Below are 26,354 nucleotides of genomic sequence, written 5' to 3'. Positions count from 1 at the left end.
CTGAGAAACCGCGGCACGACGGCGCGAGGCGGCGATCCTCCCCCCTCCATCGCAGCGGGCGTCGGACGATCGGGCCGGACGGGGAATCGCCACCCGTATATCCCCCGCGGCCGCACGCTCCGATCATGAGCGACGTTCTCGACGAGGACCTCTACCAGCGGACGAAGGCGTTCCTCGAACCGGGGGAGATCGAACTCGCTGGCGTCATCGTCCACACGGACCTCACGAGCGACGAGGACCTCGAGATGCACGAGCTGACGGTCGAGCTGAACGACGTGATCGCGGCGCACGCCGGCAAGGGCGAGGCGTACATCTACGCCGGCAACGACGACAGCCGGTTCGCCTCGAACCAGTTCCAGGGGCTCACCCTCGAAGACGACGAGTTCGTCTGGGAGTGCCAGCAGCTCCTCCGCGAGGGGACGTTCGACCTGGTGTTCTACTACGAGGCGGACACCGACCAGGAGGCGATCGTCGAGGAGATCGAGGGGATGGGTCACCGGGTGACGCCGGTCCCCTGAGGCGGGGAGAACCCCGCCTCCGGCGCGTTCAGCCGACCAGCAGCCGCGCGAGCCAGACCGCGCCGACGCACGAAAGGAGGTTCCCCGCGGCGTTGACGGCGGCGAGAAGCGGCGTCCGCCGCTCCCACAGGAGGACGGTCTGGACGCTGAACGACGAGTACGTCGTGAACGCCCCGCACATGCCGCCGCCCACGAACAGCGCGACGTCGCCGCCGACGCCGCCGAACGTGACCAGCCCCAGGACGAAGCTCCCGACGACGTTGACGACGAGCGTCGCGACCGGAAACTCCTCCGCGGGGACGGCCTCTCCGACGAGGTACCGGAGGACCGCGCCGAGCGCGCCCCCGGTGCCGAGGAGGTGCGCCGGATCCATCAGTGCCCGCCTCCGTCGATGCGGCCGAGGGCCGCGCGTCCCACCAGCACCGCGCCGAACCCGCAGGCGTAGCTCGCGCCGACGTACAGCAGCGCGGCGTCGGGGCGGGTGAACGCCTCGACGACGAACGTGCTGTACGTGGTGAAAGACGAGAGGAAGCCCGCGCCGAAGACGAGCCGGCTCCGGCGCGCGAACAGTTCGCCGCCCGTCGCGTCGTACAGTAACACGGCGAGCGCGAAGCTCCCGGCCACGTTCACGAGGAACGTCGCCGCGAGGGGCTGCGGGATCGCGGCGTCGAAGAAGTACCGGAGGTTCGATCCGGCGAATCCCCCGACGGCGACGAGCAGTACGGTTTCGAATCGTTCGAGCGCGCGTTTCCGTCTCATCTGTGTTCGGGCAGGAGATTCCGTCCCGCGGTGTCGTCGACAGGAGCCATCAGCCGAGTCGGCGGTCGGGTCGGGCGACCTCCCGTCGATCATGGTCGAGCCCCGTCGCCCGTTGGTCGGAAACGCCGGGTCGGAGGAATAACAGTTGCTATCCGCCGCCGAGGGTTCGTCGGTCGAGTCGGGGTCGCTCTCGGTGGCGCGCCGAATCCACTCTCGACTCCCGGGCCGTCTCCGCGCTCGGCTATCGCACCCGATCCGGGCTCGACTTCGTCGGCCTCGCCGGCTCCGATCGGGGCGGTTGCGCCGGCTTCGAGACGCTTATTCCCCCTCCTCCCCGAGTGCCGAACATGAGAACGGTGGACGCGGACCTCTCGACGCTCGACCGCGCCGTCATCAACGCCTTCCAGGGCGGCTTTCCGGTGGTCGAACGTCCGTTCGACCCGGCCGCCGCGGCGCTCCGGGAGCGCGGCGTGGACGTCACCGCGTCGGAGCTGTGCGACCGCATCCGCGAGCTGGACGAGTCGGGCGTGCTGACGCGCTTCGGCGCGCTCGTCAACGCCGAGGAGATCGGCGGGACCGCGACGCTGGTCGCGATGCACGCGCCGCCGGACCGGTTCGACGAGGTCGCCGACCTCGTGAACGCCCACCGCGAGGTGGCGCACAACTACGAGCGCGAGCACCCGCACCTCAACATGTGGTTCGTCGTCAGCGTGGCGAACGAGGACGAGGTGGCGGAGGTGCTCGCCGAGATCGAAGCGGAGACCGGCCAGCCGACGTACAACATGCCGAAAGTCCGCGAGTTCCGGGTCGAGGCGAAGTTCCTCGTCGACGGACCGATCCCCGACGGCGACGTCGACCTCTCGCACCTCGGCCCCGACGCGGAGCCGATCGGCAGGCGGACCCTCACTCCCCGCGAACTCGAGCTCGTCTCCGAGATCCAGGACGGCCTGCCGATCGCCGAGACGCCGTACCGCGACGTGGCGGAGGCGCTCGGCGTCGAGACGGAGTGGGTCCTCGAAACGATAGCGCGGTTCGACCTGGAGGGGAAGATCCGACGGGTCGGCGTCATCCCGAACCACTACGCCCTCGGCTACACCGAGAACGGCATGACCGTCTGGAACGTCCCCGACGACCTCGTCGAGGAGGTCGGCCCCGCCGTCGCCTCGCTCGATTTCGTCACCCACTGCTATCAGCGCCCGCGCCACGGGGGCGTCTGGCCGTACAACTTCTTCGCGATGACCCACGGCCGCAGCGAGGAGGAGAGCGAACGCCGGATCCGGGAGGTGCGTGCGAAGATGGCCGAGTACTGGGACGTCGACGAGGAGCCGGCGTCGGCCCGACGGATCGCCTCCGACGCCGGCGAGCGGGATCGAGAGCGGCACGTCGGCGGCGGGCGGGACGTCGGCAGCGACCCGCAGGTCGGCGACGATCGGGACGCCGGCAACTGGGACACGCTGTTTTCCGCGCGAATCCTGAAGAAAACGGGTATCAGACTGACCGAGCGAGCCGAGGCGAACACGGCAAACGCCGCGAGCGCAGCCGGCGCGGACACGGACGCTTCGGCCGAGTAGCCACATGATCCCGCTGTTCCACGACTTCTCGGACGAGTCCGTGCTCGTCTTCGGCGGCGGCGCCGTCGGCGCGCGCAAGGCCCGGCGGTTCGCGCGCGAGGCGCGCGTCGTCGTCGTGAGTCCCGCGTTCGGCGGGCGCGACTTCGGGGACGCGGAACTGGTCCGGGCCGCGCCGACGCCCGAGGCGGTGTCCGGGTGGGTCGACCGGGTCGACCCCGCGCTCGTCGTCGCCGCGACGGACGACGACGCGGTGAACGGCGCGGCCGAGGCCGCGGCGCGCGGGCGCTGCGCGCTGGTCAACCGGGCGGACCGCGCGGGCGGACGCGACGCGGGCAGCGTCGTCGTCCCGGCGACCGTCCGCGACGGGCCCGTGACGGTCGCCGTCTCGACCGGCGGGGCGAGCCCCGCGCTGTCGAAGTACCTCCGCGAGCGGCTGGAGTCGGAGCTGGCAGGCGCGGGCGCGATGGCGGAGCTGACCGGCGAACTCCGCGAGGAACTGAAGGGGGACGGCGTCCCGCCGGACGAGCGCAGGGCGGCGATTCGGGCCGTCGCGCGGAGTTCGCGCGTTTGGAAGGCTTTACGTACGGCGGAATCTAACGCCCGGAGAGAGGCGGAGCGCGTGATTCGAGAAACCAGAGGTGAGCCGCGATGATTGACGCGGGCGTGATATCCGGCGTTAGCGTCTCGCACGTGCGTGCGAGCGTGGACGAGATCGCCGCCGCCTGCCGCGAGGACGAGCGGACCGTCGTCCGGGACCTCCTCGCCCGCGACGGCGTCACGGAGGCGTTCGCCATCCAGACGTGCAACCGCGCCGAGGCGTACGTCGTCACGGACCGGGCCGCCGAGGGGGCCGCCGCCCTCTCCGACTTCGCCCCGGACGTGCGCGACGGCGCGATCGTCCACATGGACCACGAGGAGAGCATCCGCCACCTGATGCGCGTCGCCGCCGGGCTGGAGTCGCTCGTGCTCGGCGAGGATCAGATCCTGGGACAGCTCAGAACGGCGACGGAGGAGGCCCGCGCCGCGGGCGGGATCGGCGCGATGCTGGACGACGCGCTGACGAAGGCCGTCCACGTCGGCGAGCGCGCCCGGACGGAGACGCGGATCAACGAGGGGGTCGTCTCGCTCGGCAGCGCCGCGGTCGCGCTGGCGGACGCGGAGACCGACGTCGAGGGGGCGACGGCCCTGGTCGTCGGCGCCGGCGAGATGGGCGCGCTCGCGGCCCGCGCGCTCGACGCCGCGGACGTGGGCGCGCTCATCGTCGCCAACCGGACCGTCCCCCGCGCCGAGCACCTCGCGACCGAGGTGGACGCGGACGCCCGCGCCGTCGGACTCGACGACGCGCCGGCGGCCGCTCGGGAGGCGGACATCGTCATCGCGGCGACGGGGAGTTCGACGTACGTGCTCGACCGCGCCGCGCTCGAAGGCGCCGGCGAAACCGTGCTCATCGACATCGCCCAGCCGCGCGACGTCGACCCCGACGCGGTCGCGGTCGAGGGCGTCACCCTCCGCGACATCGACGCGCTCCGGTCGGTCACCGCCGAGACGCGAGAGCAGCGGGCGCGCGAGGCCGAGCAGGTGGAGGCGATGATCGACGAGGAGTTCGAGCGCCTCCTCGACGCCTACAAGCGCAAGCGGGCGGACGACGCCATCAGCGCGATGTACGAGAGCGCCGAGATCGTGAAGGAGCGGGAGCTCGACACCGCGCTCTCGAAGCTCGAAGCGCAGGGCGAGCTGACCGACGAGCAGCGGGAGACGGTCGCGGCGCTGGCGGACGCGCTCGTCGGGCAACTGCTCGCCGCGCCGACCAAGAGCCTGCGCGACGCGGCGGCCGAGGACGACTGGACCACGATCCAGACGGCCATGCAGCTTTTCGATCCCGAGTTCGGCGGATCGACGCCGCCGACCGCGGACGCGACGCCGGACGACTCGCTTCTCGACGGAATCCCGGACGGGATCGCAGAGAGCGCCGACATCCCTCCGCACGTGCTCGAACAGCTTTCCGACGACTGAGCGCTCCCTCCGGCGACCGAGTTCTCTACGCCGGGGGTCGACGCATCGTCGCGACGATCCCGCCGAAGACGCCGGCCGCGTCCGGGCGGGTCGCCGTCGGGAGGCTGCCCGGCGGAGCGGGCGGTGCGAGGCCGCGACGGAGGCGGCGTCCGCGAACAAATTTCGACCCGCCGCTGGGCAAACGTTATCCGACCGCCACCCGATGTACCGGCCATGGCAGAGCTACTGTCCGACGACGAGATCGACCAGCGGCTCCCGGACGACTGGCACCGCGAGGGCGACGAGATCGTCCGAACCTACGAGTTCGACGACTACCTCAAGGGCGTCACCTTCGCCACGAACGTGGCCGAAGTCGCCGAGGAGGAGTTCCACCACCCGGAGATACTCATCGGCTACAAGGAGGTCGAAGTGCGCCTGACGAGCCACGAGGCCGGCGGCATCACCGACCAGGACATCCGGATGGCCGAGCTGTTCGACGGCGAGTACTGACGTGAACGCCGCGTACGTCTTCCGGGTGCGGTTTCGGCTGGCCCCGGCGGAGGGGGTGCGCGTCGATCCGCGGGAGTTCGAGACGGTGCTCCGCCTGCCGGCGGCCGAGCCGGGCGAGGACGGCTGGCTCTTCTTCCGGGACTCCCTCTGGCGCGGGAACGCGAACGACGAGCGGCACCTCCGCGACCGGTTCGAGGAGGCCCTCGGCGTGCCGGTCGCGGGCGCGACGTTCCGGGAGCTCGAAACCGACGAGGCGTACCTCGACGCGTTGAAGTCGGAGATCGGTCGGGACCTCTCGCGCTTCAACGCCGACGACGTCGCCGAGGTGCTGCACAAGTACCTCGGCAGTTCGATCCGGGTCACCTCGTCGTGAGCCGGGGGCCCCGATTCGGACGGGGCTCTCCGCTCCGGATCAGTTCACGCGAGCGAAAGTAATCGAGCGGTGAGAGTCGCCTGCAGCGGCTGAAATCCGCCGGAACATCCAATACCGGGGGCGCACTATCAGATACTCCGATGGTTCTCGACGCGTACGACTTCTGGCTGTTCGACCTCGACGGGACGCTCGTCGACGCCGAGTGGTCGTACACCCGGGAGGCGTTCGACCGGGTGGGAGCTCGGCTCGGGCGCGAGTTCACCGACCGCGAGGTCGAAATCCTCTGGCACGGCCTGAGCGGCGCGCGCGACCCCCAGCTCAGGGAGTGGGGGATCCCGCCCGAGGAGTTCTGGCCGGCCTTCCACGCGGTCGAAGACCCGCAGGCCCGCGCGGCGGCGACGTACCTCCACGAGGACGCCGCGGCGTTCATCTCCTCGCTCGACGCCCCGATCGGGCTCGTGACCCACTGCCAGGAGTTCCTGGCGGGCCCCGTGCTGGACCGCCTCGACATCCGCGACTGGTTCGACGTCGTCGTCTGCTGCACCGAGGAGACGGGCTGGAAGCCGGACCCGGCGCCGGTGAAACGCGCGATGTCGAGCCTGGGCGTCAACGGCGTCCACCGGGGGGTGCTCGCGGGCGACGGCGCGAACGACATCGGCGCGGCGTGGAACGCCGACCTCGACGGCGTCCACGTCGAGCGCCACGACCCGTCGTTCCGCGGGCAGTGCGTCCTTGGCGACTACCGCGTCGAGTCGTTCGACGAACTCCCGCGGTGAGCGGTTCGCGGACGCGCCGTTCGAACGCCCGCGCTCGTTGACGGGCGGACTCGCGTCACGGCTCCGAACGGCTCTTGGGACGGTGCAGTAACGGCGCGTCCGTCTGGTGACCGCCGGAGGACCGCTCGTCGGAGCCGCTCCGGCTACCGCCCTACCTCGTACCCCGCCAGCCCCTCGACGATAGAATCGAGCCCCGAGAGCGCCGATCGCAGCTCCGCGACGCCCGGCTTCTCCGCCCGATCGGCGTTCGCGCGGACGACGACGCGCTGGTCGCCGAGGGAGACGAATCCGAGCCCCAGTTTCTCCGCCGTCGCGCGCAGGCCGAGCCCCGCGTCTGCCTTCCCGGCGGCGACCTGCCGCGCAGGGCTCTCGTGGGCTTTCACCGCGAGTTCGAACCCGTCGACGGACTCGACGATCGAGCGCCGTTCGACGCCGCGCTCCGCCGCGAGGTCGGCGACGGCGTTGCCGAGGCTCGTCCGCAGCCCGGAGTTCGCGTCGCGGTTGACGAACCGGAGGTCACGCTCGACGAGGTCGGCGAGTCCCTCGACCCCCTCGGGGTTGCCCGCCGGGACGATCAGCCCCCACTCCCGGATCCAGCCGCCGAGGTCGACCGCCTCGATCTCGCCGGCGACGGTGCCGGCATCTCCTCCGGCCTCGCCGGCACCTCGCCGACCCGTCACGTCCGCCGGTCCCGCGACGACCGCCGCGTCCGGCACCCCGTTCCGGAGCCGTCGGAGCCCCTCTCGGCTCCCCAGCGGGAGGTACCGCGGGGCGGAGAGCCGATCGAGCAGGCGGGAGAGCGCGGGGTCGTCCTCGCCGACGCCGAGTAGCGACGGGACCCGCACGTCCGGCGAGAACAGCCGTACGTCGACGGCCTCCCCCGCCGCGAGGTACTCGGTGTCGGGGTGCACCTCCACGATCCCGTCGGCCTCGACGAGGCTCGTGGTCGCGCCGCTGCCCTTGTCCACGGGGTAGACGAGCGTCTCGCCCGTTTCGTCTTCGATCAGGCCGACCGGCATGAGCCGGAGTCGGCCCTCGCCGTACCGCTCGCGGACGGCCATCCGCCCCGAGACGGTCGCCGTCCGCGGTTCGGGCAGGCCCGCGGCGCGCCGGATCGCGGGCGCGACGAACGTCCGGAAGATGGTGAGCGCCGAAACGGGGTAGCCCGGGAGGCCGACGTACGCGGACGCGCCCAGCCGACCGACGAGCATCGGTTTGCCGGGCTTGACCGCGACGCCGTGCAGCAGGAGTTCGCCGCGCGACTCGATGACGCGGTAGATCACGTCCACCGCGCTCGCGGACGTGGAGCCCGACGAGAGCACGAGGTCGCACTCCTCGGCGGCCTCGACGAGGATCCGCTCCATCTCGTCGTAGTCGTCGCCGGCGTGGGGGTACAGCCGCGCCTCGCCGCCGGCCTCCTCGACGGCCGCGGCGACGGCGTAGCTGTTCACGTCGTAGATCTGCCCGGCGTCGCTGTCGAGCGCCTCGCCGGGGCGGACGAGCTCGTCGCCGGTGGAGATGATGCCCACGAGCGGCCGCCCGCGGACGGGCACCCGATCGACTCCGAGCGCCGAGAGCAGGCCGATCTCCCGCGGCGTCAGTCGGGTTCCGGGCCCGAGCGCCCGCGCGCCGGCGGCGATGTCCGCGCCGGCGAGCATCACGCTGTCGCCCGGCGCGACCGCCGTCCTGATCTCGACCGCGTCGCCTCCGGCGGTTTCATCGGTTCGCTCGACGATGACCACCGCGTCCGCCCCCGGCGGCATCACCGCGCCGGTGGAGATCTCGGCGCAGGTGCCGGACTCGACGGTCACGTCCGGTTCCGCGCCCGCGTGGACCGCGCCGATCAGGTCGAGGACGACCGGATCGGCCTCGTCAGCGCCGAACGTGTCCCGCGCGCGGACGGCGTAGCCGTCCATCGAGGCGCGGTCGAAGCCCGGCACGTCGAGTTCGGCGTCGATCCGCTCGGCGAGAACCCGCCCGCGCGCCTCGGAGAGGGAGACGCGCTCGGGGGCGGGTTCGAGGTCGAGCGACGCGATCGCGGCGTGAGCCTCCTCCGGCTCTGCGAGGTCGCGGAACTCCTTTCTCGAACTCATCCAGACCACTCCCAGTCTTCGACCTCGACGGTCGCGCCCTCCTCGAACCCCTCGCTCCGCTCGGGGACGACGACCCAGCCGTCCGCGAGCGCGACGCTGGAGAGGACGCCGGAGCCGCTGGCCCGCGTCGGCGTCGCGACCGGGCCGTCGTCGGTCTCCTCGAGTTTCACGCGCGCGTAGGTCCGCGTCCCCGGTTCGCTCGCGATCTTCCGGGCGAGCGTCGCCTCGACGGTCGGGTGCGGGGTCTCGGGGAGGTGGCCGATCCGCTTCACGACCGGGCGGAGGAACTGCACGGCGTTGATGATGCAGGCGACGGGGTAGCCGGGGAGCATCAACACCGGCGTCCCCTCGACGACGCCGAGCGCGACGGGGTGGCCGGGTTTGAGCGCGACCCCGTGGACGAGCACCTCGCCGAGCTCGTCGACGACTTCGGGGGTGTAGTCTCGCTCGCCGACCGAGGAGCCGCCGGTCGTGACGACGACGTCCCTCGTCAGGTCGCGCTGGATCGCCGCGCGGATCGCGTCGGGGTCGTCGGGGACGACGTCGCGGTACGTCGGGACCGCGCCCCACCGCTGGACGAGCTTCGAGACGGTGAGGCCGTTGGTTTCGACGACCTCGCCCGGCGCGGGGTCGCGCTGGACGAGCTCCTCGCCGGTCGGGATCACCCCGACCGTCGGCCGCTCGTACGCGTCCACCTCCCGGACGCCCACGGACTTGAGGAGCCCGAGGTCGGAGGGTCGGAGCCGGTGGCCGGGTTCGTACAGCGGCTGCCCCTCCGCGACGTCCTCGCCGGCCGCGCCGACGTTCTCGCCCTCCGCGACGGCGTCGTACACCTCGACTTCGTCGCCGAGGACCTCGGTCCGCTCGATCATCACGACCGCGTCCGCGCCGGGCGGGAGTTCGCTCCCGGTGTGGACGCGGACGGCCTCGCCGGGGGCGACGTCACCCTCCTCCTCGGAGAGGATCTTCGGCGACCGGTCGCTCGCGCCGAAGGTGTCCTCGGCGCGGACCGCGTAGCCGTCCATCGCGGCGCGGTCGTACCCCGGCACGGGGTTCGGGGCGGCGACGGTTTCGGCGAGCGCCCGCCCGTCGGCGGGGCCGAGCGGCAGCCGTTCGGTCCGGTCGTGCGGCGTGACCGCCCCGAGGAGTCGCTCCCGGGCGGCCGCGACGCGGGTCCGCTCCTTGAACCCGGCGCGCCGCAGGTCGTCGTGGCTCATGTCCGCACCTTTCGGCCCCGAGGTAAAAGCGTCTGCCCCGTCGCGGTTCGGGTGCGGACGAGCGGCCGCTGGTCGGACGGCTGGCGCGGAGGGGACTGAAGGGAATTGCGGGCGCGCACGGGATCAGTAGCTCCTCTCACTCTCGAAGATCGAAGGGGAAAGAGCGATCGAGCCGCTACCGGGTGGGACGCGGCACCTCTTCGAGTTCCGTGATCCGCCCCGGCTTCCGGACTCGATCGTACTGCCGCCGCCACGCCGCTTCCGGGAAGAGATCGTTCCGATCGAACAGCGCCCGGGCGTCGTCGCTGAGGCGGTAGAACTTGTACGGGTACCCGCTGATATTCCGGACGCGGTGGCGGCAATTCCGTGAGAAACGGTCCCAGTGGGTCGGAATCGCGAGCGGAATCCTCCGACGGAAGTCGGAGCGTTCGACGCGGAGGACGCGGCCGTTTCCCGGCGTCACGCCGGTTCGAAGCGGATCGCGAAATCTGCGGCCGCAGGGAACGAGTCCCACACCGCGGGCTTTTTCGGCGCCCAATACGTAGGGCCGCCCATGTCAGCACTGCGCGACGCGCTGCGCGAGCTTCCGGAGGCTGTGTTCGCGGACCTGTTGGAGAGCGACGAGGCGTACCTGCTCGTCCTCGACCTGCCGGGCGTGACGGCCGAGACGGCTGACATCAGCGTCGAGAACGGCAAGCTCGTCATCGAAGCCCGTCGCGAGAAGTCCCTCCCCTTGGAGTACCGTTACGTCCGCGAGGACCGCTCTCTGTTCCTCGACGCCGAGCTCCCCCTGCCGCCGGACGTCACCGGCACGGGAGCCGAGGCGAAGATGGAGCGCGGCGTCCTCGAAATCCGGCTCCCCAAGCGCGAGGCCACCCCCGAGAAGACCATCCCCATCGAGGACGCGTAAGGTCGAGGTTCCGCGGTGAACCTTCGCGCCTACTGGCGGTTCCTGGTCGTCTTCTACCAGTTCTCGCCGCTGATCGTCGCCTACGCTCGGGACCGCCACCGGTTCCTTCTCTTCGGCCCGTCGCGGGCCGTCACGGCCGAAGAGCGCGTCGAACGCGCCGAGGTACTGCTCGACTCGCTTTTGACCCTCGGGCCGACGTTCATCAAGCTCGGACAGCTACTCTCGACCCGCCCCGACGTCCTCCCGCCGGAGTACGTCGACGTGCTGTCGAGCCTCCAGGACGAGGTTCCGCCGGCCGACTGGGACGAGGCGCGCGCCGTCCTCGAAGCGGAGCTCGGCCCCGTCGAGGAGACGTTCGACGAGTTCGACCCCGAAGCGATAAGCGGTGCGAGCCTCGGACAGGTGTATCTCGCCTCCCGGGACGGCGAGCGCGTCGCCGTGAAGGTGCGCCGGCCGAACATCGAGGAGCTCGTCGAGGCCGATCTCAGAGTCGTCCGGTGGTCGCTGCCGCTCGTGATGCGCTTCATCGGCGAGGGGCGGGCGTTCTCGCTCGAAAACCTCGCCGACGAGTTCGCGAAGACCATCCGCCAGGAGATGGACTACGACCGCGAGGGGCGGATGCTGAAGGAGATCAGGGAGAACTTCGAGGGGAACGGCTCCATTCGCATCCCCCGGGTGGTCGACGAGTGCTCCGGGCCGCGGGTCCTGACGATGGAGTACGTCCCCGGGGTGAAGATCACGCGGGTCGAGCAGCTCGACGAGATGGGGGTCGACCGGACCGACCTCGCAGAGCGCCTCCAGCGCATCTACCTCCAGATGATCATCGACGACGGGGTGTTCCACGCCGACCCGCACCCGGGGAACCTCGCGGTCGCCGACGACGGCTCGATCATCTTCTACGACTTCGGGATGAGCGGCCGGGTCGACTCGTACATCCAGGGGAAGATCGTCGACTTCTACGTCGCCGTCGCGAACCAGGACATAGACGGCATCCTCGACGCGCTGATCGAGATGGGGACGCTCTCGCCGGAGGCGGACCGGCGGGTGATGGGCGAGGTGATGGAGCTCGCCATCGCCGACGCCCGCGGCGAGGACATCGAGCAGTACCGCGTCCAGCAGATCATAGAGCAGGTCGAATCGACGATCTACGAGTTCCCGCTGCGCCTGCCGAGAAACCTCGCGCTGGTGCTCCGGGTGGCGACCGTCGTCGAGGGGGTCTGCGTCACGCTCGACCCCGACTTCGACTTCATCGCCGTCGCCACGTCGTATCTGACGGAGCAGGGGTACCGCGAGGAGAGCGTCCAGCGGATCGTCGAGGGCGCGGGCGAACAGGTCCAGCGGACGGCGCGGTCGCTGCTCACGGTCCCGCCGAAGCTCGACCGCGTCCTGGACCGCGCCGAACGGGAGAACCTCACGGTCAACGTCCGCGTCGAGGACAGAAACGGCGTCTTCGATCTCTTCGCGAAGCGCATCGTCTACGGCGTCCTCCTCGCGGTCGGCGTGCTCTCGGTGTCGATCCTCTACGCCTTCGGCGACAGCGTGGCGGCGGTCGTCGTCGGCGCCGCCCTCACCGCCCCGTTCGCGGTGCTGTTGTACCGCTCGTTCCGCTCGCGGAGCGGACTCCGGGCGACGCCGCAGTTCACCCGGCAGAACCTCAGACAGCGCCGGGAGGAGTGACCGGCCGTCGCGGCGGTCGCTCGGGCAGCGCGCCTCGGCTCCCGGCCGATCAGCGCCGGAGCACCCGGCGTTCGATCCGCTCGCCCGCCTCGACGCCGCTCCACAGCGCCTCGTGGACCCGACCCTCGCCGGCGACCCAGTCCCCGGCGAAGAACAGCCCGTCCTCCTCGCCGCGCCGGACGACCTCGCGGTCGGCTCCGTCGTCCGGGAGCGCGTACCGCCACGCCCGGTCGTCGACCCAGTCGGGGTCGCGGAGGCGGTTCTCGCCGAGGAGCTCCGCGACCGCGTCGGCCGCCGTCGCGGCCGCTTCGTCGGGCGGGTCGTCGTCGTGCGCCGCGGACCACTCGGGAGCCATCTGGACGACGAGCAGACACTCGCCGGCCGGCACGTGTCCCTCCTTGCACTCCTCGCGGGCGACCCAGCCGACCTCGTGTTCCCGGTCGGCGTTCACGAGCGCGTAGTACGGCCGATCGAGTTCGAACGGGTAGTGGAGCACGACCGTCCGGATCGGCCGGTAGGGGACCGCACCGACCGCCTCTCTGAGCGCCGGGAGGTGGGGGCTCTGCCACTTCGTCTCCGCGAGGAGCCCGGCGACCTGCGGCGCGGGCGGCGTCAGGACGAGCGCGTCGAACGGCCCGCGCTCACTCCCGTCGGCCGCGATCGTCCACCACCCGTCCGCCGCGCGTTCGAGCGCCTCGATCCGAACCTCGCGCTCGACCGTCGCGTCCGTCCGGTCGAGCAGGCGCTCCGCCAACTGGGCGATCCCCCCGGTCCAGGTCCACTTGTGGTCGTCTCGCCGGTCCGGATCCCCCTCGGAGATCGTCCCGTCCACGTCGAACGTCCAGACCGGCTCCTCGACGTCGACCAGCCCGTCCGCGCCCAGCGACCGGACGAGTTCGGCCGTCCGCCCGCCGCCCTTGACGTAGTTCGCGCCGTGATCGTACCGACAGCCGCGCTTTCGGCGGGTCGCCGCCCGTCCGCCGACGCCGCGGCTCGCCTCCAGAACCGCCACGTCGGCGTCGGCGTCACGGAGCGCGTACGCGGCCCCGACGCCGGCCGCGCCGGCTCCGACGATCCCGACGGAGCGGGTCATCGCGCCCACGCGCCCCCCGCACTCGGCCGGCGTCGGCGCTCGGGTTCGGCACTCGCGTCCATGGTTGACTGGGGGGACTGGTCGGTGCTAAACGCTTCGCTCGGCGGCGGGTGGAACGATTTTTCACGCCCGCGATCCGTTCGTCCGGTAGATGACATACGACGCGGTGCTGTTCGACAACGACGGCGTGCTCGTCACCCTCGTCGAGTACGAGGTGCTCCGCGAGGCGGCGCGCGAGACGTTCGCGTCCCTCGGCGTGGAACCCGACCCCGCGCACGTCGACGAGATGGCGCTCGGCGTGACACCGGAGGTCCTCTCGACGGTCTGTTCGGCCTACGAGCTCGACCCGGACGAGTTCTGGTCCGTCCGCGACCGGACCGCCTCGCTGGCGCAGCAGGCCGAGGTCCGCGCCGGACGGAAGGCGCTGTACGGCGACTTCGACGCGGTCCGCGCGCTCGATCCGCCGCTCGGCATCGTCAGCTCGAACCAGCAGGAGACGATCGACTTCCTCCTCAATCACTTCGGGATCGGCGACCTGTTCGAAACCGCCTACGGCCGAGAGCCGACGGTGGAGAGCCTGCGCCGGAAGAAGCCCGAGGCGCACTACCTGGAGCGCGCGCTGACCGACCTCGGTGCCGAGCGCGCGCTGTTCGTCGGCGACAGCGACGTCGACGTGCTCGCCGCCGCCAACGCCGGGATCGACTCGGCGTTCGTCCGCCGGGACCACCGCGCGGACCACTCGCTGAAGGCGGAGCCGACCTACGAGATCGACGGCCTGGCGGACCTGCTCGAAATCGACGGGGTGTCCGCCGCGCCGGCGGCGGGGGAGGAGCGCGCGTGAGCGGCGCGGACGGCGGAGGCGGGCGGAAGGACGGCGGTGTGCGCACCGACGGCTGCGAGCGGGACGGCGGTGAGACGACGCTGCCGCCCGTCGGCCTCGGAACGATGGGGATACGCGACCCCGAGACCGTGGCGACGGCGCTCGAACTGGGGTACCGCCACCTCGACACGGCGCAGATCTACGGCAACGAGGCCGTCGTCGGCGACGGGCTCGCGGCCGCCGACGCGCCGCGCGAGGAGGTCTTCCTCGCGACGAAGGTGTGGGCGGACAGCCTCGCACGCGACGACGCGATTGAGACGACGAGGGCGAGCCTCGGCCGCCTGGACGTCGACGCCGTCGACCTGCTGTACGTCCACCGCCCCGTCGGGGCCTACGACCCCGAGGAGACGCTCGCCGCCTTCGACCGCCTCCGCGGGGAGGGGACGGTCCGGCACGTCGGGGTGAGCAACTTCTCGGTCGACCAGCTCGACGAGGCGCGCTCCGTCCTCGATTCGCCGCTCTTCGCCCACCAGACCGAGTACCACCCGCTGTTCCGGCGGCCGGAGCTCGTCGAGCACGCCCGGCGGCACGGGTACTACCTCGTCGCGTACTCGCCGCTCGCGGGCGGGAAGGTGTTCGACGTGCCGGTCCTCTCCGCGATCGCCGAGAAGCACGGCGCGGACGAGGCGGCGGTGAGCCTCGCGTGGCTCCTCGGCAAGGAGAACGTGGTAGTTATTCCGAAGGCGAGCGGGGAGGCGCACCTCCGGGCGAACCTCACCGCGCGCGAGCTCGAACTCGACGACGGGGACGCGGCCGCGATCGAGTCGATCGACCGTGAGGTGGAGCTGTTCCCGGACTGAGCGGCGAAGACCGCGACGGACGCGACGGGCGCGTCCGCGAGTACGACAAACTCGTTCGGAATCGGATCCCCGAGATCGTCAGGGGGAGCGGCGAGACGCCGGAGACGCGCGTCGCGGACGCCGACGAGTACCGGCGCCGGCTCCGCGAGAAGCTCGTCGAGGAGGCCGAGGAGTTCGAGGAGAGCGGGGCCGTCGACGAGCTCGCGGACGTGCTGGAGCGGGTGCGGCCGGGGGACGACGGGTGAATCCCGGGTCAGACCTATATCCGCGGAGCACCTGTCACCTATTCGAGTGCTATCCGATCACTGCTCTCGGCGGCGAGCGCTGACGGCGGGCGTCGCGTGTCTCACGGCCGGCGCGCTCCCCGGTCGCGCGGCCTCGAAACGACGGCGACGGCCGGAGCGCGGCTGTTCGACCCGAGCGTCGACGTACGGGACCGAGGGCGTGCTCCGGCGGATCACCGTGCGCCCGTACCGCGAGTACGCCGTGCTCCGGATCCGGTTCGAGCGAGGCGCGATATCGGCGTTCGGGGTGGATCGCGTTTCGATCCGCAACGCGGACGGCGACCTGCTCTACCAGATCCCACTCGTCGACAGGCGCGAGTACGCGGTGAACCTCGGACCGCGGCCGACACACGGACGCTACTTCGTCGGCGCGGAGTCCGCGGACGGGGCGATCGTCGCGGAGGCGACAGTCGAGTTCAACTGCTTCGTCGACGCGGCGACCCCCCGTTCCCGACCGAGCAGCCCGAACGGGGACCGCGGCGAGGGCGGACGCGACGATGGGCGCGGCGAGGGCGGCAGTCGGCCCGACGGCCGACGACGTCGAGAAAAGTCATAACCCGTCTCGGCGCCAAGGGGACGGCGTGAACGAGAGCGAGAGCGAGAACGACGGAGCCCCGACGGCCGACCTCCCGCGGTCCGAGGCTGAGTGGCGCGAGCGGCTCGGCGACGAGGAGTACCGGATCCTCCGCGAGCGCGGCACCGAGGCGCGCTTCAGCGGCGAGCACGTCGACCGGACGGACGACGGCGTCTACACGTGCGCCGGCTGCGGCGCGGTCCTGTTCGACTCGGAGACGAAGTACGACTCCGGCTGCGGCTGGCCGAGCTTCTACGCCGCGAACGAGGGGAACATCGAGCGCCGGACGGACACGCGCCACGGGATGCGGCGCGTCGAGATCCTGTGTGCGAACTGCGACGGCCACCTCGGCCACGTGTTCGACGACGGACCCGAACCGACCGGCAAGCGGTTCTGCATCAACTCCGTCGCGCTCGACTTCGAGCCGTCGGCGTGAACCGAGCCGAGCTTCCGCCCCGAGTTTTCACGACTGCGCCCCGTCCTCGACGGAGACCTCGCTCCGCACGAGGTCGTTGTCGCGCACGGTGACGTTCGTCGCGCCGAGGCCCGCGTAGATCCGGCCGTCGACGATTCGGTTCCCGGTCACCGACACGTCGCTCGCCGAGCGGACGACGCTGATCGTCCCGTCTGCGACCTCGTTGTCCGCGACCGCGACGTCCGTCGAGGAGTCGCTCACCGTCACGTCGACGGCGGACAGCGCGTTGTTCTCGACGACCGCGCCGGTAGATCCGACCACCTCGACGGCGGTCACGCCGGAGACGCCCGGCCCCGCGACCGAGAAGGCGTTGTCGCGAACCGCGTTGCCGTCCGAGCCGGCGATGCGGACGGCGACGCCGCCCATCTCGGAGATTTCGAACCCGTTTCCGGCGATCTCGTTGCCGTCGCTCGCCGCCTCGACGTGGACGCCGGCGTTGTTCTCCGCGAGCGTGTTCCACCGGATCTCGTTGCCGCTGGATCCGCGGAGGACGACGCCGCGAGCGCGGCCGCCGAACGAGTCGAAGTCGTTGCCGGAGACGTCGTTCCCGACCAGCCGGTTGCGGTCGGAGGAGACGAGAAGGACCGCCTCGCCGCGCCGCGTGTCGGTGACGACGCTGTCTGCGACGACCGAGTCGGAGGTCCGGTAAAAGAGGACGCCGGTGTCGGCCGATCGGACGGTGACGTTTCGGAGGGCGCTTTCGCTCGCGTTCTCGTACTTGATCCCGGTGCCCCAGTCGACCGCCGTCAGGTTCGCGACCGTGACGTTCGTGACCGTCTCCGCCTCGGCTCCGACGACCACGCCGAAGCCGGCGCGGGACGCGCTCGGATCCGCAGCGCGGTCGTCGAACGCCGCGTCGACCGCGTGACCCCCGCCGCGGAGAACGACGTCGCTGGCGACGATCCGGATGCACGCGTCCGCCCCGGCGTCTTCGACGTCGGCCGCGAGGACGTACCGGCCGGGCGAGTCGATGACGGTGCAAGAGCGGATCTCGACCGGTTCGGCGGCGGGCGTTTCCCCCGCGGAGTTCTCTCCGTCCGTCGATTCGGCGTCCGTTTCGTCGCTGTCGTCGGTTTCGTCGCTCCGGTCCGCCTCCGGCGTCCCCGCCGGCGCGTCGGTCGCCTCCGCCGAGTGCGCCGTGAGCGCCGTCGGCTCCGTCGTCGCGTCGCCCGCGTCGGCGGCCGCCCCGCCGGGGAGCGAAAGGAGTCCCGCCTGCGCGGCCAGCGCGTCCGTGGCGATCACGGACGCGAGCGCGAGCGCCGACAGAACGATCGCAGAAGTTCGTTTCATTTCATAACCTCCCTGAACGATCCGGCGCTTCTCGGGGAACGTTCATGAGTATAGACACACTAAGGAGGTTGAAACGACGGATTAACGACTACATAAGCGCCGAGAGGGGTCGCGGCTGGAACCGACGTCGGGCGTCGACGCCCCCGCTCTCGCGGGTCGGCTCAGTCGAGCCACCAGCGAATGTCATTGATGCGGAGCTTCAGCCTGACCGGGAGCTCCCGGACCGACTGACAGAACGGGAACAGCTCCTCGTCCATCCCGTAGGCCTCGTACACCTCCCTCCGGTCGGGCCAGGCCGGCTGGAACGCCTCGACGAACGGGAGCTTCCGGCGGGCGAACCGCTCGATCTGGTTGAGCCTGGTCGACGAGTGCGGCTGGCTCGGCGGACGGTGACGGAAGATCGCCGGGTCGATCCGCTTCAGCGCCCGCCAGAACGTGTCGTCGTGACGGTGCTCCGGCGGCGTCCTAAGGTGCCAATCGAGGAGGTCGGTGTCGGCGGCGATGAAGCCCTCGAAGAAGTTGTCAGCGATGTGGGTCCGGAACGGCAGCACCGGCTGGTTCTTGATGACGAGCAGATCCATCGCGTTGTGCACCGACTCGGTCCGCTCCCAGCACGTTTCGAGCTCCGCGCGGAACCGCTCTCTGAGGAACTCGTCGGGCGAATCGAGCGCGATGTCGTCGAAGAGGTCGCCCGCGGCGTCCGCGAGGCGGACGCTCGCGTCGGGATAGTACCCGAGCGTCCCGAGCAGCGAGTCGATCGGGTCCGGGTCCGGGTGCAGACGCCGCGAGGGGAGCTTCGAGCCGAACAGCTCGACCCCGTCGCGTTCGAGGAAGTACCCCTTCAGCAGCGTGTCGAACAGCGCCCCGTGGTACAGCGTGTCAACGTCGAACGCGTCAGCGTACCCCGCGTGGTGGATGTGCAGCGATTCCTTGATCGCCTGGGTGTACGTGAGCTTCTCGGCTGTCGGTCGGAGGTACCGATCGTCCGGTTCGAGCACCGTGTGCCCGGACCCGTACTGCCGGGCGACCTTCCGCGCCGAGCGAACCTCGCGAGCGTCCGGGCTGCCGATGGTGTAACAGTGCTCGATGGCCGGAAGCTGCGAGAGCAGCACGCGCGAGTCCTTGCCGCCCGAGAGGAGCAGCCCCTTGCGGCCGGGGAGGTCGGCGCGGCGGCGGATCGCTCGGGTGAGTCGCCGGGCGAGTTCGTCGACGTAGTCGAACTCGCGCGGTTCGTAGACGAACCGGTCGAGCGTACCGGTGCCGCGCGGGGTGAGATACCCGTCGAAGGGGACCCGCCGCACCTGCTCGAACACCGTCGCGGTCCCCAGCACCGTCCCCACGTGGAGAAATTCGAGCAGGGCGGTTCGGTCGACGCGGGAGCGGTCGACGTGGGGGACGAGCGACGAGAGGTCGGTCGTGAACGCGCGGAGCCCGTCAAGGTCGGCGTAGAAACACTCCCAGGAGCGGAGCCGATCCGTCGCGACGAGCGCCTCGCCGCCGTATTCGAGCACGACGACGTGGGATCCGTTCAGCTCCGAGAGGGCGTCGCGTCCGACCGCGGCGTAGCGGTCGAGCAGCCGCCGCGCCGCGTTGCGATCGACGGGGGCGCCGGATTCGTTCGATTCGCGCGCGCCCCCGACGAAGGCCTCTCCGAAGACGAGACAGAGTCCGCGTTCGTCCGAGTGGACCGCCGTCCGCCCCGACGAGCCGAGGCCCGCGTCCCGGACGCCGACGGCGACGCGGTCGCCTTCGAGGACGGCGTCGAACGCCCGTTCCGGGCGGAGCCGCGAGAGGTCGTGGCCGTCGCCGAAGACGCCGAACACTTCCTTCTTCATACCCGCCGGCCGCGACCCGGATCGTTCGGAGCCGGCGTCGAGGGTGCTGCTCATGTACGTTCCTCCGGCGGACCGCGACCGTCGCCGGATCGGTCCTCGCGCCCGGCGGAGAATAAGCGTTGTGGCGCCGCGACGCTCGCGCCGGAGCGCGGGACGGTTTCGATCGTCGATCCGAGACGGTTCCGATCCCGCGACGCGGACGCGCGGCGGCCGCCGCGACGAGCGCCCGTCGCGGTCCGGCGGGGCGGTCGAAAGCGCCGCCCGGCGTCGAGACGCCGGGAAGGAGCCTCGGGGAGGGCGTCCTCGGCGATCGAGGCGGCGGATCGAGAGCCCGAACTCGCGTCCGGCGCGCCGGCGGGGACCGGATCGATACGCACGACCATTATCGTAGACCGATTGTTCGTGTTCACTTATCTATGGCCATCCTAACGGCAGTTGTTACTGATTATTTCAGTGATAGGTGGCGATTGATTCTCCCGTGAGACGACGGAATTTGTCCGACGAGAGCGACGTCCCGCGGCCGGCCGCCACATCCGTTTTGATCCCCCGTACCGTACCCGTCGACTACCATGGAGCCGTACGTCGTCGGCCTCGCGGTCGTCGGAGTCGCGGTGCTCGGAGTGACGCTCCTGCCCAGGATCGTGTCCGACCGCCCCGTCTCGCTCCCCATCTTCTACGTCGCCTTCGGCGCCGCGGTGTTCGCGCTTCCGCTGGGGCTCCCCGCGCCCGATCCGCTCGAACACGGGAAACTCGCGGAGCGACTGACCGAACTCGGCGTCATCTTCGCGCTCACGAGCGCCGGGTTGAAGCTCGATCGCGTCCCAGGGCTGCGTTCGTGGATCTCGACCTGGCGGCTCCTCGGGATCACGATGCCGCTTTCGATCGTCGGGGCGGCGCTCCTCGGCTGGGGCGTCGCCGGGTTCGTCCTCCCGACCGCCGCGTTGCTCGGCGCGGTCATCGCGCCGACCGATCCCGTGCTCGCCTCGGAGGTCCAGGTGGAGGAACCCGGGGAGGGCGAGGAAGAAGAGGAGATCGAGATCGAGGGCAAGGAGGGGAAGGCCGACGAGGTGCGCTTCGCGCTCACCTCCGAGGCCGGACTCAACGACAGCCTCGCCTTTCCCTTCACCTACCTCGCCATCCTGACGGCGACGCTCGGCGTCGCGCCGGGAAACTGGCTGGGAGAGTGGGTGACGGTGTACGTCCTGTTCAAGATCGGCGTCGGCCTCGCGGCCGGCGTCGTCCTCGGGTGGGCGCTCGCCCGGATCGTCTTCCGCTTCTCCGCGGAGACGAAACTGGCCCGGTCGGTGCAGGGGCTGGAGGCCGTCGGCGGGACGCTCCTCGTCTACGGGCTGACGGAGATCGCGGGGGGATACGGCTTTCTCGCGGTGTTCGTCGCGGCGCTCGTGATCCGAAACTACGAGCGGCAGCACGAGTACAACGCGACGCTACACGAGGTGGCAGAAAAGTCCGAGCACGTGCTGATGACGCTGATCATGGTCGCCTTCGGCGGCGCGCTCGCGACGGGGCTCTTCGACCCGCTGACGTCGACGGACGCCGTGGCGGCGGCCGCCATCGTCCTCGTCGTCCGGCCGGTCGCGGGGCTCGTCGGCCTGCTCGGCTTCGCCCGGGCGTGGACCGAGAGGGCGGTCATCTCCTTTTTCGGCATCCGGGGCATCGGATCCTTCTACTACCTCGCCTACGGGGTGAACGAGGCGGCGTTCGCCGATGCCGAGCGGGCCTGGGCGCTCGTCGGCGCGGTCGTGCTCGTCTCGATCGTCCTGCACGGCGTGACCGCCACCCCGGCGGTCGCGGCCATAAGGGATCAGGAACCCGACGCCTGACGGGACTGGTCGAGGTGGGATCCGTCGGAATCGGACGCGGCGAACCGCGCTGACGGGGCGACGAACGTCGACGGGAGGGTACTTGTCGTCCGGGCGTGATTGTCGTCTCATGACGAATTCGCGCCGATGGGTCGGGGTCCTCAAGGCGGTCGCGGCCGTGGCCCGCGAGCGGCAGGTGACGCTCACCGCGGCCGGCCTCGCGTACCACGCGTTCAACGCGCTCATCCCGCTCGCGTTGCTCCTCGTCGTCGGGGTGTCGGTGTTCGAGCAGGTGGATCGACTGATGCACCTGCTCGAAGTCGTGGCGGGAGTGGACCCCGCGCGGGCCGGGTCGTCGTTCCGACGCGCCACGGCGACGACCACCGGACGCGCCCGCGCCGCCGCCATCGCCGTGGTCATCCTGACGTGGAGCGCCGCGCGCATGTTCCACGCGGTCAACACCTCCTTCTCGGAGGTGTACGGCACGCGCAAACGCCGGTCGGCCGGTCGCAAGGCGGTGGACAGCGCGATCACCCTCGCCACGGTCGCGCTCGCCGTCGGGCTGCTCGGCGTCGTCGGCGTCTCGCTGTCGTTCGTCTTCGACGGCGTCGCGTGGGCGGTGCTCAGCCTCCCGCTGTTGTTCCTCGCGCTGCTTTTCGTCTTCGTCCCGATGTACTACCTGTTCCCGGGCAAGCGCGTCACCCTCCGGGAGGCGCTGCCCGGCGCGCTCCTCTCTGCGGCCGCCTGGACGGTCTCCGGCCTCGGCTTCCGCCTGTACGCGCGGACCTCGGAGAGCGTCCAACTGTACGGCGTCGCCGGCGGCGCGCTCCTGCTCCTGACGTGGCTGTACCTCGGCGGCCTCGCGCTCCTCCTGGGCGGCGTCCTGAACGCGGTTCTCGCCGACCGCGTCGAGGCCGATTACGATTGGCTCCCGTCGCCGGACGTCTCTCGGTCGGACGAAGAGTCCGCGTGAGCGCGACGACACCCGCCGCGGCTCCGCGTGTCGGGAGTCGGGCGGCCGTCGGCGATCGGCGTTCGGCGTTCGCCGCGCACTGACGGGACGTGCGGCACGGTTTCGCGCCGCGCGCAATCGGCCGGCGAACATAAATGGTCGAAGGACGTTACTGTCCGTATGCTATCGACGGGTAAGTCGGAGCGGACGTCGTCGCCCCGACGGCGCCGGCTGTCTCGGCCGTTCGGGTCCTCGCCTTTCGCGCTCTCCAGGGAGGCGTTCAGCTGATGTCGTTTCAGATCAGCTTCGGCGGCCCGAAGCGGATCGACGGGCCGACGACGATCGAGAAACCCGGCGAGTACGTGCTCGTCACGGATCTGCGGAACAGCCGCGGCACGCGGCTCTCGGAGAGCTGTATCACGATCGAGGCCAGCGACGTCGTCCTCGACGGACGGGGACACGTCGTCGACGGCAACGGGATCAGCGGAACGAAGGGCGTCACCGTCGGATCGGCGTCGTCGGTCGAGAACGTGACGATCAGGAACCTGACCGTCACCGACTGGAACTGCGGGATCCACCTCAAGAACCTCTCGAACGGGAAGGTGCGGAACGTCACGGCGAGGAAGAACGCCCACGGGATCTATCTCGAAGAAGCGATCAGCAACACCATCGCCGGCAACACCATCGTGAACAACCTCGTCGGCATCGGCCCCGCGGCCAGCGCGAACCGCCTCAGGAACAACTCGCTGGTCGGGAACTACGTCGCCGACATCGACGACCAGCCCTTCCCGTCCGACGTCATCTGATCCCCTGCGGGAGGGACCGCCGGCGAGGGGTCAGCCGCGGTAGGCCTCCTTCGCGGCCATCGCCCACTCGGGCCACTCCGGCCGCTCCTCGGCCTCGAACGAGTCGTCGCCGGACATGGCCTTCAGCGAGCGGGCGTCGTCCAGGCTCCACACCGAGCCGTCCTCGTGAAACACCCCGCTTATCACGCCGAGCTTCCGCTGGATGGGGACGTAGGCCGGCTTGACCATGAGCGACCAGAAGAAGTTGCCGACGCCGGCCTTGTGGATCACGGGCGCGAGCGACGCGTAGTTCGGCTGCCACTCGTCGCCCTCGATCTCGGAGGCGAACCCGCGGCCGCGGCGTATCCGCTGCCACTCGGTGAGATACACCGGCTGGGGCGCCGCGGCCCCGATCGTGATGGCCTGCCGCAGCAGGTCGCGGTACTGGATCCGGTTCGACGGGAAGTTGTAGTGAAACTGGATCACGTCGGTGCCCCACTCCACGTAGTCCGCGTTGTTCGCCATGCTCGTCGAGCCGACGGTGAGGGGGACCTCGCCGCGGAGCCCCACCATGACCTCGAACATCGCCTCGGCGAACTGCTTCTTTTTGGACCACCAGCCCGGTTCGTTCATCACCTCGATCGCGAGCAGTCGCTCGTCGTCGCGGTAGCGGTCCATGAACCACGTGACGAACTCCCGCGGCCCGTCCCACATCGAGGGGCTGTTCAGCACCTCGTCGCTCGGCGAGTACACGCCGGTCGCGGTCAGCGGATCCGTGTTGGTCAGGTTCTCCTCGGTCGGGTTTTCGCCGACGGCTTCGAAGAGCCCGATCATGGGGCGGATGTCGTAGTCCGCCGCCGTCTCCAGGAAGTGATCCACCGCCTCCTCGTGAGCTTCCGGATCCTCCTCCCAGAATTCGTAGCTCAGCCACGTCCGAACGGCGTTCAGCCCCAGTTGCTCGGCGTACCCCAGGTCCCGTTCGACCACGTCGGGGTCGTAGCCGCCCCACATCTGATACGTGTTGTACGCCTGCGCCGGGAAGTACATCGCGCCGCGAACGTCGACCGGATCGAGGGCCGACTGGTCTATGTCCTCCAGTTCCTCCTCGTCCGTCGGCGTCCGCTGGACCGGGGACGCGGTTTCGGTTTCGGCCCGCCTCGGCTGCCGACTGCGGCTGTTTATTGGAGCGTTGCAGCCGGCGAGCCCGATCGCGCCCGCGGCAGCCCCGCCCGCGAGGAGTTCGCGGCGCGTGAACCGTGACATGCAGGAAATTACGACGGTGTCCCTCTTAACGGATTTTCTCCTATTTACGAGATAAATTCCGATCGTATAAACGCCCCGCTCGCGGTCGATCCGCCGTCGGTAGCCGTTCCCGCCCGCGAGACGCCGTCGTCGCGGCGATGGGCGGCAACGTCGGCCACCCGCTGCTCGACCGGCTCGACGAGCCGCCGGTTCGACACGGCCCGAGACGGGGGCGAGCGGCCGAACGGTTCGTCCACTGCCGCCTCGCGCGTTCGAGTTCGTCCTCGCACCGCCGTCCGAGAGCGCCTCAGTCGGCCGCGCCGGCGACCCCCGTCGCGTCCCCGGAGCGGGTGAGCTGCCACCCCGTCGCCGCCATGGCGAAGAGCACGAGCGGCGAGAGGAACCCGAAGAAGTAGTACGGGGCGTACGACAGCGTGGCGACGCCGGTCACGGTCGCCATGTACACGCCGCCGGCGTGCCACGGGATGAGCGCCCCGGTGGGGGTGCCGGCCGCCTCGACGGCGCGAGAGAGGTCCGTGCTGTCGAGCCCGTACTCGTCGTAGAGGTTCCGGAGCGTCAGGCCGGGGACGACGATGCTCATGTACTGCTGGGCGGTCAAGGCGTTCGTCACCGCGGCCGCCGCCCCCGTGCCGGCGACGAGGCCGCCGACGCCGCTCACGGACTTCGAGAGGTGGTGGGCGAGCACGGCCAGCACGCCGGTCCGTTCGAGGAGGCCGCCGAGCGCGAGCGCCGCGACGACGACCGTGATCGTCCAGGCGGACCCGGTGAGGCCGCCGCTGGCGAGCAGTTCGTTGACGAGGTCTGTGCCCGTCTCGGGGCTCGTCCCGTACATGAACGCCCCCCAGGCGTCGACGAACGATCGACCCTGGACGGCGATGCTCGTCCCGACCCCGGCGAAGACGCCCGCGACCAGCGACGGGAGCGCCGGGTACCCCCGGAGCGCGAGCCCGAACGTCGCCAGGAGCGGGAGAAACACGAGCGGCGAGAGGTCGTACGTCCCCGCCAGGGCCGTCTGGATCTCCGCGACGCGACCCGGAGGAGCGCCGCCCGCGGCCCGGAGCCCGAGCGCGGCGTACGCGAGGACGGCGACCCCGAAGGCGGCGACCGTGCCGGCGCGCATCGCCCGGATGTGGTCGTACAGGTCGGTGTTGGTCACCCCGGCGGCGAGGTTCGTCGTGTCCGAGAGCGGCGACTGCTTGTCCCCGGCGTAGGCGCCGGAGAGGACGGCCCCCACGGTCATCGGCGCCGGGACGCCGAGCCCGGATCCGATGCCGACGAACGCGACGCCGAGCGTGCCGACCGTGGTCCACGACGAGCCGATGGAGAAGGCCACGACGGCCGCGAGCAGCGCGGCCGCCGGCAGGAACACGGCGGGGCTCAGCAGTCCGAGTCCGTAGTACATCAGGGCCGGAATCGTCCCCGCGCTCACCCAGGTGGCGATGAGCGCGTAGATGGTGAAGATGATGAGAAGCGCCTGCAGCCCCATGTTCAACCCCCGCGCGACGCCGTCGGAGAGGTCCTCCCACGGCAGGCCGATCCCGTACCGGCCGACGGCCGCGACGGCCACGATGCTCCAGAGCAGCGGCACGTGCGGATCGAGTTCCAGCACCGCCGAACCGACGCCGAGGAACCCGACGAGCGCGACGACCGGCAGGATCGCCAGGCGGAGCGACGGTCGTCGCTCCGGATCGAGCTCCTCGAACGTGAGCGGCGCGAAGTCTTTCGAAACCATCGCCGCCACGTATGCACAGAGAGCATTAAAATGGATCGGATTATTCCCGTTAGTCATGTGTCCTGGTGACACGCCGCGCAGTTCGCCGACGGCGGCGCTCTGCGAGTCGGCGCTGGCGCGAGGCCGTTCGACGACGCGCAGGCGATCAGCCGCACCGAACTCCGCCGCCGCGTCA

The 26,354-nt window shown here is 70.8% G+C and carries 25 protein-coding genes and 3 pseudogenes; 18 read left to right on the top strand and 10 right to left on the bottom strand.

All coding sequences use genetic code 11. The features are described from left to right. The first annotated feature begins 125 nt into the window (after positions 1–125). Positions 126–518, top strand: coding sequence for a DUF5778 family protein (locus CNO20_RS03320; protein WP_101294583.1), 393 nt, complete (start codon positions 126–128; stop codon positions 516–518). 28 nt (positions 519–546) lie between these two features. Here CNO20_RS03320 and crcB read toward each other — a convergent pair whose 3' ends face one another. Further along, a complete protein-coding gene (gene crcB / locus CNO20_RS03315; protein WP_199174706.1) occupies positions 547–891 on the bottom strand; it encodes a fluoride efflux transporter CrcB in 345 nt (114 codons plus the stop codon). Beyond that, entirely contained in the window at positions 891–1,277 is a 387-nt protein-coding gene (locus tag CNO20_RS03310) for a fluoride efflux transporter FluC (protein WP_101294581.1), read from the bottom strand. Before CNO20_RS03310 ends, crcB begins: the two co-directional genes overlap by 1 nt. Positions 1,278–1,624: 347 nt before the next feature. Between CNO20_RS03310 and ahbB the strand changes: the two are divergent. The 7 genes and pseudogenes from ahbB to CNO20_RS03280 all read left to right on the top strand — a co-directional run. Then, positions 1,625–2,593, top strand: a pseudogene (gene ahbB, locus CNO20_RS03305) (siroheme decarboxylase subunit beta); the annotation flags it as partial. Between the two features lie 126 nt (positions 2,594–2,719). Next, positions 2,720–2,848: pseudogene (locus tag CNO20_RS24255) on the top strand (Lrp/AsnC family transcriptional regulator); the annotation flags it as partial. Positions 2,849–2,852: 4 nt separating this feature from the next. Next, positions 2,853–3,500, top strand: a complete 648-nt coding sequence (locus CNO20_RS03300) for a precorrin-2 dehydrogenase/sirohydrochlorin ferrochelatase family protein (protein WP_101294579.1) — start codon at positions 2,853–2,855, stop codon at positions 3,498–3,500. Beyond that, complete coding sequence (gene hemA, locus CNO20_RS03295) at positions 3,497–4,861, top strand: glutamyl-tRNA reductase (protein WP_101294578.1); 1,365 nt, start codon at positions 3,497–3,499, stop codon at positions 4,859–4,861. Before CNO20_RS03300 ends, hemA begins: the two co-directional genes overlap by 4 nt. 213 nt (positions 4,862–5,074) lie before the next feature. After that, complete coding sequence (locus CNO20_RS03290) at positions 5,075–5,350, top strand: 4a-hydroxytetrahydrobiopterin dehydratase (RefSeq protein ID WP_101294577.1); 276 nt, start codon at positions 5,075–5,077, stop codon at positions 5,348–5,350. A gap of 1 nt (position 5,351) precedes the next feature. Beyond that, positions 5,352–5,723 carry an LWR-salt protein gene (lwrS, locus tag CNO20_RS03285; protein ID WP_101294576.1) on the top strand — a complete coding sequence of 124 codons (372 nt, stop codon included), beginning with the start codon at positions 5,352–5,354 and terminating at the stop codon, positions 5,721–5,723. Positions 5,724–5,863: 140 nt separating this feature from the next. After that, complete coding sequence (locus tag CNO20_RS03280; RefSeq protein WP_101294575.1) at positions 5,864–6,499, top strand: HAD family hydrolase; 636 nt, start codon at positions 5,864–5,866, stop codon at positions 6,497–6,499. A 143-nt stretch (positions 6,500–6,642) separates the two neighbouring features. Here CNO20_RS03280 and CNO20_RS03275 read toward each other — a convergent pair whose 3' ends face one another. The 3 genes from CNO20_RS03275 to CNO20_RS23650 all read right to left on the bottom strand — a co-directional run bounded on the left by CNO20_RS03275 (position 6,643) and on the right by CNO20_RS23650 (position 10,323). Continuing rightward, positions 6,643–8,592, bottom strand: a complete 1,950-nt coding sequence (locus tag CNO20_RS03275; RefSeq protein WP_101294574.1) for a molybdopterin biosynthesis protein — start codon at positions 8,590–8,592, stop codon at positions 6,643–6,645. Continuing rightward, positions 8,589–9,809 carry a molybdopterin molybdotransferase MoeA gene (locus CNO20_RS03270; protein ID WP_101294573.1) on the bottom strand — a complete coding sequence of 407 codons (1,221 nt, stop codon included), beginning with the start codon at positions 9,807–9,809 and terminating at the stop codon, positions 8,589–8,591. Before CNO20_RS03270 ends, CNO20_RS03275 begins: the two co-directional genes overlap by 4 nt. Positions 9,810–9,984: 175 nt before the next feature. Further along, the gene (locus CNO20_RS23650; RefSeq protein WP_233203888.1) at positions 9,985–10,323 is read right to left on the bottom strand and encodes a hypothetical protein; all 339 of its coding nucleotides are present in this window, start codon (positions 10,321–10,323) and stop codon (positions 9,985–9,987) included. Between the two features lie 39 nt (positions 10,324–10,362). Between CNO20_RS23650 and CNO20_RS03260 the strand changes: the two genes are divergently transcribed. After that, positions 10,363–10,719 carry an Hsp20/alpha crystallin family protein gene (locus tag CNO20_RS03260; RefSeq protein WP_101294572.1) on the top strand — a complete coding sequence of 119 codons (357 nt, stop codon included), beginning with the start codon at positions 10,363–10,365 and terminating at the stop codon, positions 10,717–10,719. Between the two features lie 15 nt (positions 10,720–10,734). Continuing rightward, on the top strand, positions 10,735–12,396 hold the full coding sequence (locus tag CNO20_RS03255) for an ABC1 kinase family protein (RefSeq protein ID WP_101294571.1): 1,662 nt from the start codon (positions 10,735–10,737) through the stop codon (positions 12,394–12,396). A gap of 49 nt (positions 12,397–12,445) precedes the next feature. Here CNO20_RS03255 and CNO20_RS03250 read toward each other — a convergent pair whose 3' ends face one another. After that, on the bottom strand, positions 12,446–13,489 hold the full coding sequence (locus tag CNO20_RS03250) for an NAD(P)/FAD-dependent oxidoreductase (RefSeq protein ID WP_101295015.1): 1,044 nt from the start codon (positions 13,487–13,489) through the stop codon (positions 12,446–12,448). A gap of 151 nt (positions 13,490–13,640) precedes the next feature. Here CNO20_RS03250 and CNO20_RS03245 point away from each other — a divergent pair, with 151 nt between their 5' ends. The 5 genes and pseudogenes from CNO20_RS03245 (at position 13,641) to msrB (ending at position 16,463) form a co-directional block, all read left to right on the top strand. Next, positions 13,641–14,330, top strand: a complete 690-nt coding sequence (locus CNO20_RS03245; protein ID WP_101294570.1) for an HAD family hydrolase — start codon at positions 13,641–13,643, stop codon at positions 14,328–14,330. A gap of 104 nt (positions 14,331–14,434) precedes the next feature. Then, positions 14,435–15,169 carry an aldo/keto reductase gene (locus CNO20_RS03240; RefSeq protein WP_101295014.1) on the top strand — a complete coding sequence of 245 codons (735 nt, stop codon included), beginning with the start codon at positions 14,435–14,437 and terminating at the stop codon, positions 15,167–15,169. Beyond that, a pseudogene (locus CNO20_RS23645) lies at positions 15,166–15,381 on the top strand (hypothetical protein); the annotation flags it as partial. The gene CNO20_RS03240 and the pseudogene CNO20_RS23645, both read left to right, overlap by 4 nt. A gap of 79 nt (positions 15,382–15,460) precedes the next feature. After that, complete coding sequence (locus CNO20_RS03230) at positions 15,461–16,009, top strand: hypothetical protein (RefSeq protein WP_101294569.1); 549 nt, start codon at positions 15,461–15,463, stop codon at positions 16,007–16,009. A gap of 25 nt (positions 16,010–16,034) precedes the next feature. Then, positions 16,035–16,463, top strand: coding sequence for a peptide-methionine (R)-S-oxide reductase MsrB (msrB, locus tag CNO20_RS03225; protein WP_233203886.1), 429 nt, complete (start codon positions 16,035–16,037; stop codon positions 16,461–16,463). A 27-nt stretch (positions 16,464–16,490) separates the two neighbouring features. Here the strand turns inward: msrB and CNO20_RS03220 are convergent, their stop codons facing one another. Next, on the bottom strand, positions 16,491–17,792 hold the full coding sequence (locus tag CNO20_RS03220; RefSeq protein WP_101294567.1) for a right-handed parallel beta-helix repeat-containing protein: 1,302 nt from the start codon (positions 17,790–17,792) through the stop codon (positions 16,491–16,493). Between the two features lie 161 nt (positions 17,793–17,953). Further along, complete coding sequence (locus CNO20_RS03215; RefSeq protein WP_101294566.1) at positions 17,954–19,681, bottom strand: asparagine synthase-related protein; 1,728 nt, start codon at positions 19,679–19,681, stop codon at positions 17,954–17,956. A 515-nt stretch (positions 19,682–20,196) separates the two neighbouring features. Here CNO20_RS03215 and CNO20_RS03205 point away from each other — a divergent pair. The 3 genes from CNO20_RS03205 to CNO20_RS03195 all read left to right on the top strand — a co-directional run bounded on the left by CNO20_RS03205 (position 20,197) and on the right by CNO20_RS03195 (position 23,205). Next, the gene (locus CNO20_RS03205; RefSeq protein WP_101294564.1) at positions 20,197–21,468 is read left to right on the top strand and encodes a cation:proton antiporter; all 1,272 of its coding nucleotides are present in this window, start codon (positions 20,197–20,199) and stop codon (positions 21,466–21,468) included. A 109-nt stretch (positions 21,469–21,577) separates the two neighbouring features. Then, positions 21,578–22,420: a YihY/virulence factor BrkB family protein gene (locus CNO20_RS03200; protein WP_101294563.1), complete on the top strand. Its 843-nt coding sequence runs from the start codon at positions 21,578–21,580 to the stop codon at positions 22,418–22,420. A 266-nt stretch (positions 22,421–22,686) separates the two neighbouring features. Then, positions 22,687–23,205, top strand: coding sequence for a NosD domain-containing protein (locus CNO20_RS03195; RefSeq protein WP_101294562.1), 519 nt, complete (start codon positions 22,687–22,689; stop codon positions 23,203–23,205). Between the two features lie 30 nt (positions 23,206–23,235). Here CNO20_RS03195 and CNO20_RS03190 read toward each other — a convergent pair whose 3' ends face one another. After that, positions 23,236–24,447, bottom strand: a complete 1,212-nt coding sequence (locus CNO20_RS03190; RefSeq protein ID WP_199174705.1) for a glycoside hydrolase 5 family protein — start codon at positions 24,445–24,447, stop codon at positions 23,236–23,238. Positions 24,448–24,733: 286 nt separating this feature from the next. Then, positions 24,734–26,179, bottom strand: coding sequence for an arginine/ornithine antiporter ArcD (gene arcD / locus CNO20_RS03180; protein WP_101294560.1), 1,446 nt, complete (start codon positions 26,177–26,179; stop codon positions 24,734–24,736). Positions 26,180–26,354: the final 175 nt, after the last annotated feature.

The organism is Halegenticoccus soli (assembly GCF_002844195.1).
GTDB lineage: Archaea > Halobacteriota > Halobacteria > Halobacteriales > Haloferacaceae > Halegenticoccus > Halegenticoccus soli.
This window is presented reverse-complemented; position numbering and strand designations above follow the sequence as displayed.

Coding starts and splice junctions, on each gene's coding strand:
- CNO20_RS03320 (WP_101294583.1), top strand. CDS start 126: ATGAGCGACGTTCTCGACGAGGACCTCTACCAGCGGACGAAGGCGTTC.
- crcB (WP_199174706.1), bottom strand. CDS start 891: ATGGATCCGGCGCACCTCCTCGGCACCGGGGGCGCGCTCGGCGCGGTC.
- CNO20_RS03310 (WP_101294581.1), bottom strand. CDS start 1,277: ATGAGACGGAAACGCGCGCTCGAACGATTCGAAACCGTACTGCTCGTC.
- CNO20_RS03300 (WP_101294579.1), top strand. CDS start 2,853: ATGATCCCGCTGTTCCACGACTTCTCGGACGAGTCCGTGCTCGTCTTC.
- hemA (WP_101294578.1), top strand. CDS start 3,497: ATGATTGACGCGGGCGTGATATCCGGCGTTAGCGTCTCGCACGTGCGT.
- CNO20_RS03290 (WP_101294577.1), top strand. CDS start 5,075: ATGGCAGAGCTACTGTCCGACGACGAGATCGACCAGCGGCTCCCGGAC.
- CNO20_RS03280 (WP_101294575.1), top strand. CDS start 5,864: ATGGTTCTCGACGCGTACGACTTCTGGCTGTTCGACCTCGACGGGACG.
- CNO20_RS03275 (WP_101294574.1), bottom strand. CDS start 8,592: ATGAGTTCGAGAAAGGAGTTCCGCGACCTCGCAGAGCCGGAGGAGGCT.
- CNO20_RS03270 (WP_101294573.1), bottom strand. CDS start 9,809: ATGAGCCACGACGACCTGCGGCGCGCCGGGTTCAAGGAGCGGACCCGC.
- CNO20_RS03260 (WP_101294572.1), top strand. CDS start 10,363: ATGTCAGCACTGCGCGACGCGCTGCGCGAGCTTCCGGAGGCTGTGTTC.
- CNO20_RS03250 (WP_101295015.1), bottom strand. CDS start 13,489: ATGACCCGCTCCGTCGGGATCGTCGGAGCCGGCGCGGCCGGCGTCGGG.
- CNO20_RS03245 (WP_101294570.1), top strand. CDS start 13,641: ATGACATACGACGCGGTGCTGTTCGACAACGACGGCGTGCTCGTCACC.
- CNO20_RS03240 (WP_101295014.1), top strand. CDS start 14,435: ATGGGGATACGCGACCCCGAGACCGTGGCGACGGCGCTCGAACTGGGG.
- CNO20_RS03220 (WP_101294567.1), bottom strand. CDS start 17,792: ATGAAACGAACTTCTGCGATCGTTCTGTCGGCGCTCGCGCTCGCGTCC.
- CNO20_RS03215 (WP_101294566.1), bottom strand. CDS start 19,681: ATGAGCAGCACCCTCGACGCCGGCTCCGAACGATCCGGGTCGCGGCCG.
- CNO20_RS03205 (WP_101294564.1), top strand. CDS start 20,197: ATGGAGCCGTACGTCGTCGGCCTCGCGGTCGTCGGAGTCGCGGTGCTC.
- CNO20_RS03200 (WP_101294563.1), top strand. CDS start 21,578: ATGACGAATTCGCGCCGATGGGTCGGGGTCCTCAAGGCGGTCGCGGCC.
- CNO20_RS03195 (WP_101294562.1), top strand. CDS start 22,687: ATGTCGTTTCAGATCAGCTTCGGCGGCCCGAAGCGGATCGACGGGCCG.
- CNO20_RS03190 (WP_199174705.1), bottom strand. CDS start 24,447: ATGTCACGGTTCACGCGCCGCGAACTCCTCGCGGGCGGGGCTGCCGCG.
- arcD (WP_101294560.1), bottom strand. CDS start 26,179: ATGGTTTCGAAAGACTTCGCGCCGCTCACGTTCGAGGAGCTCGATCCG.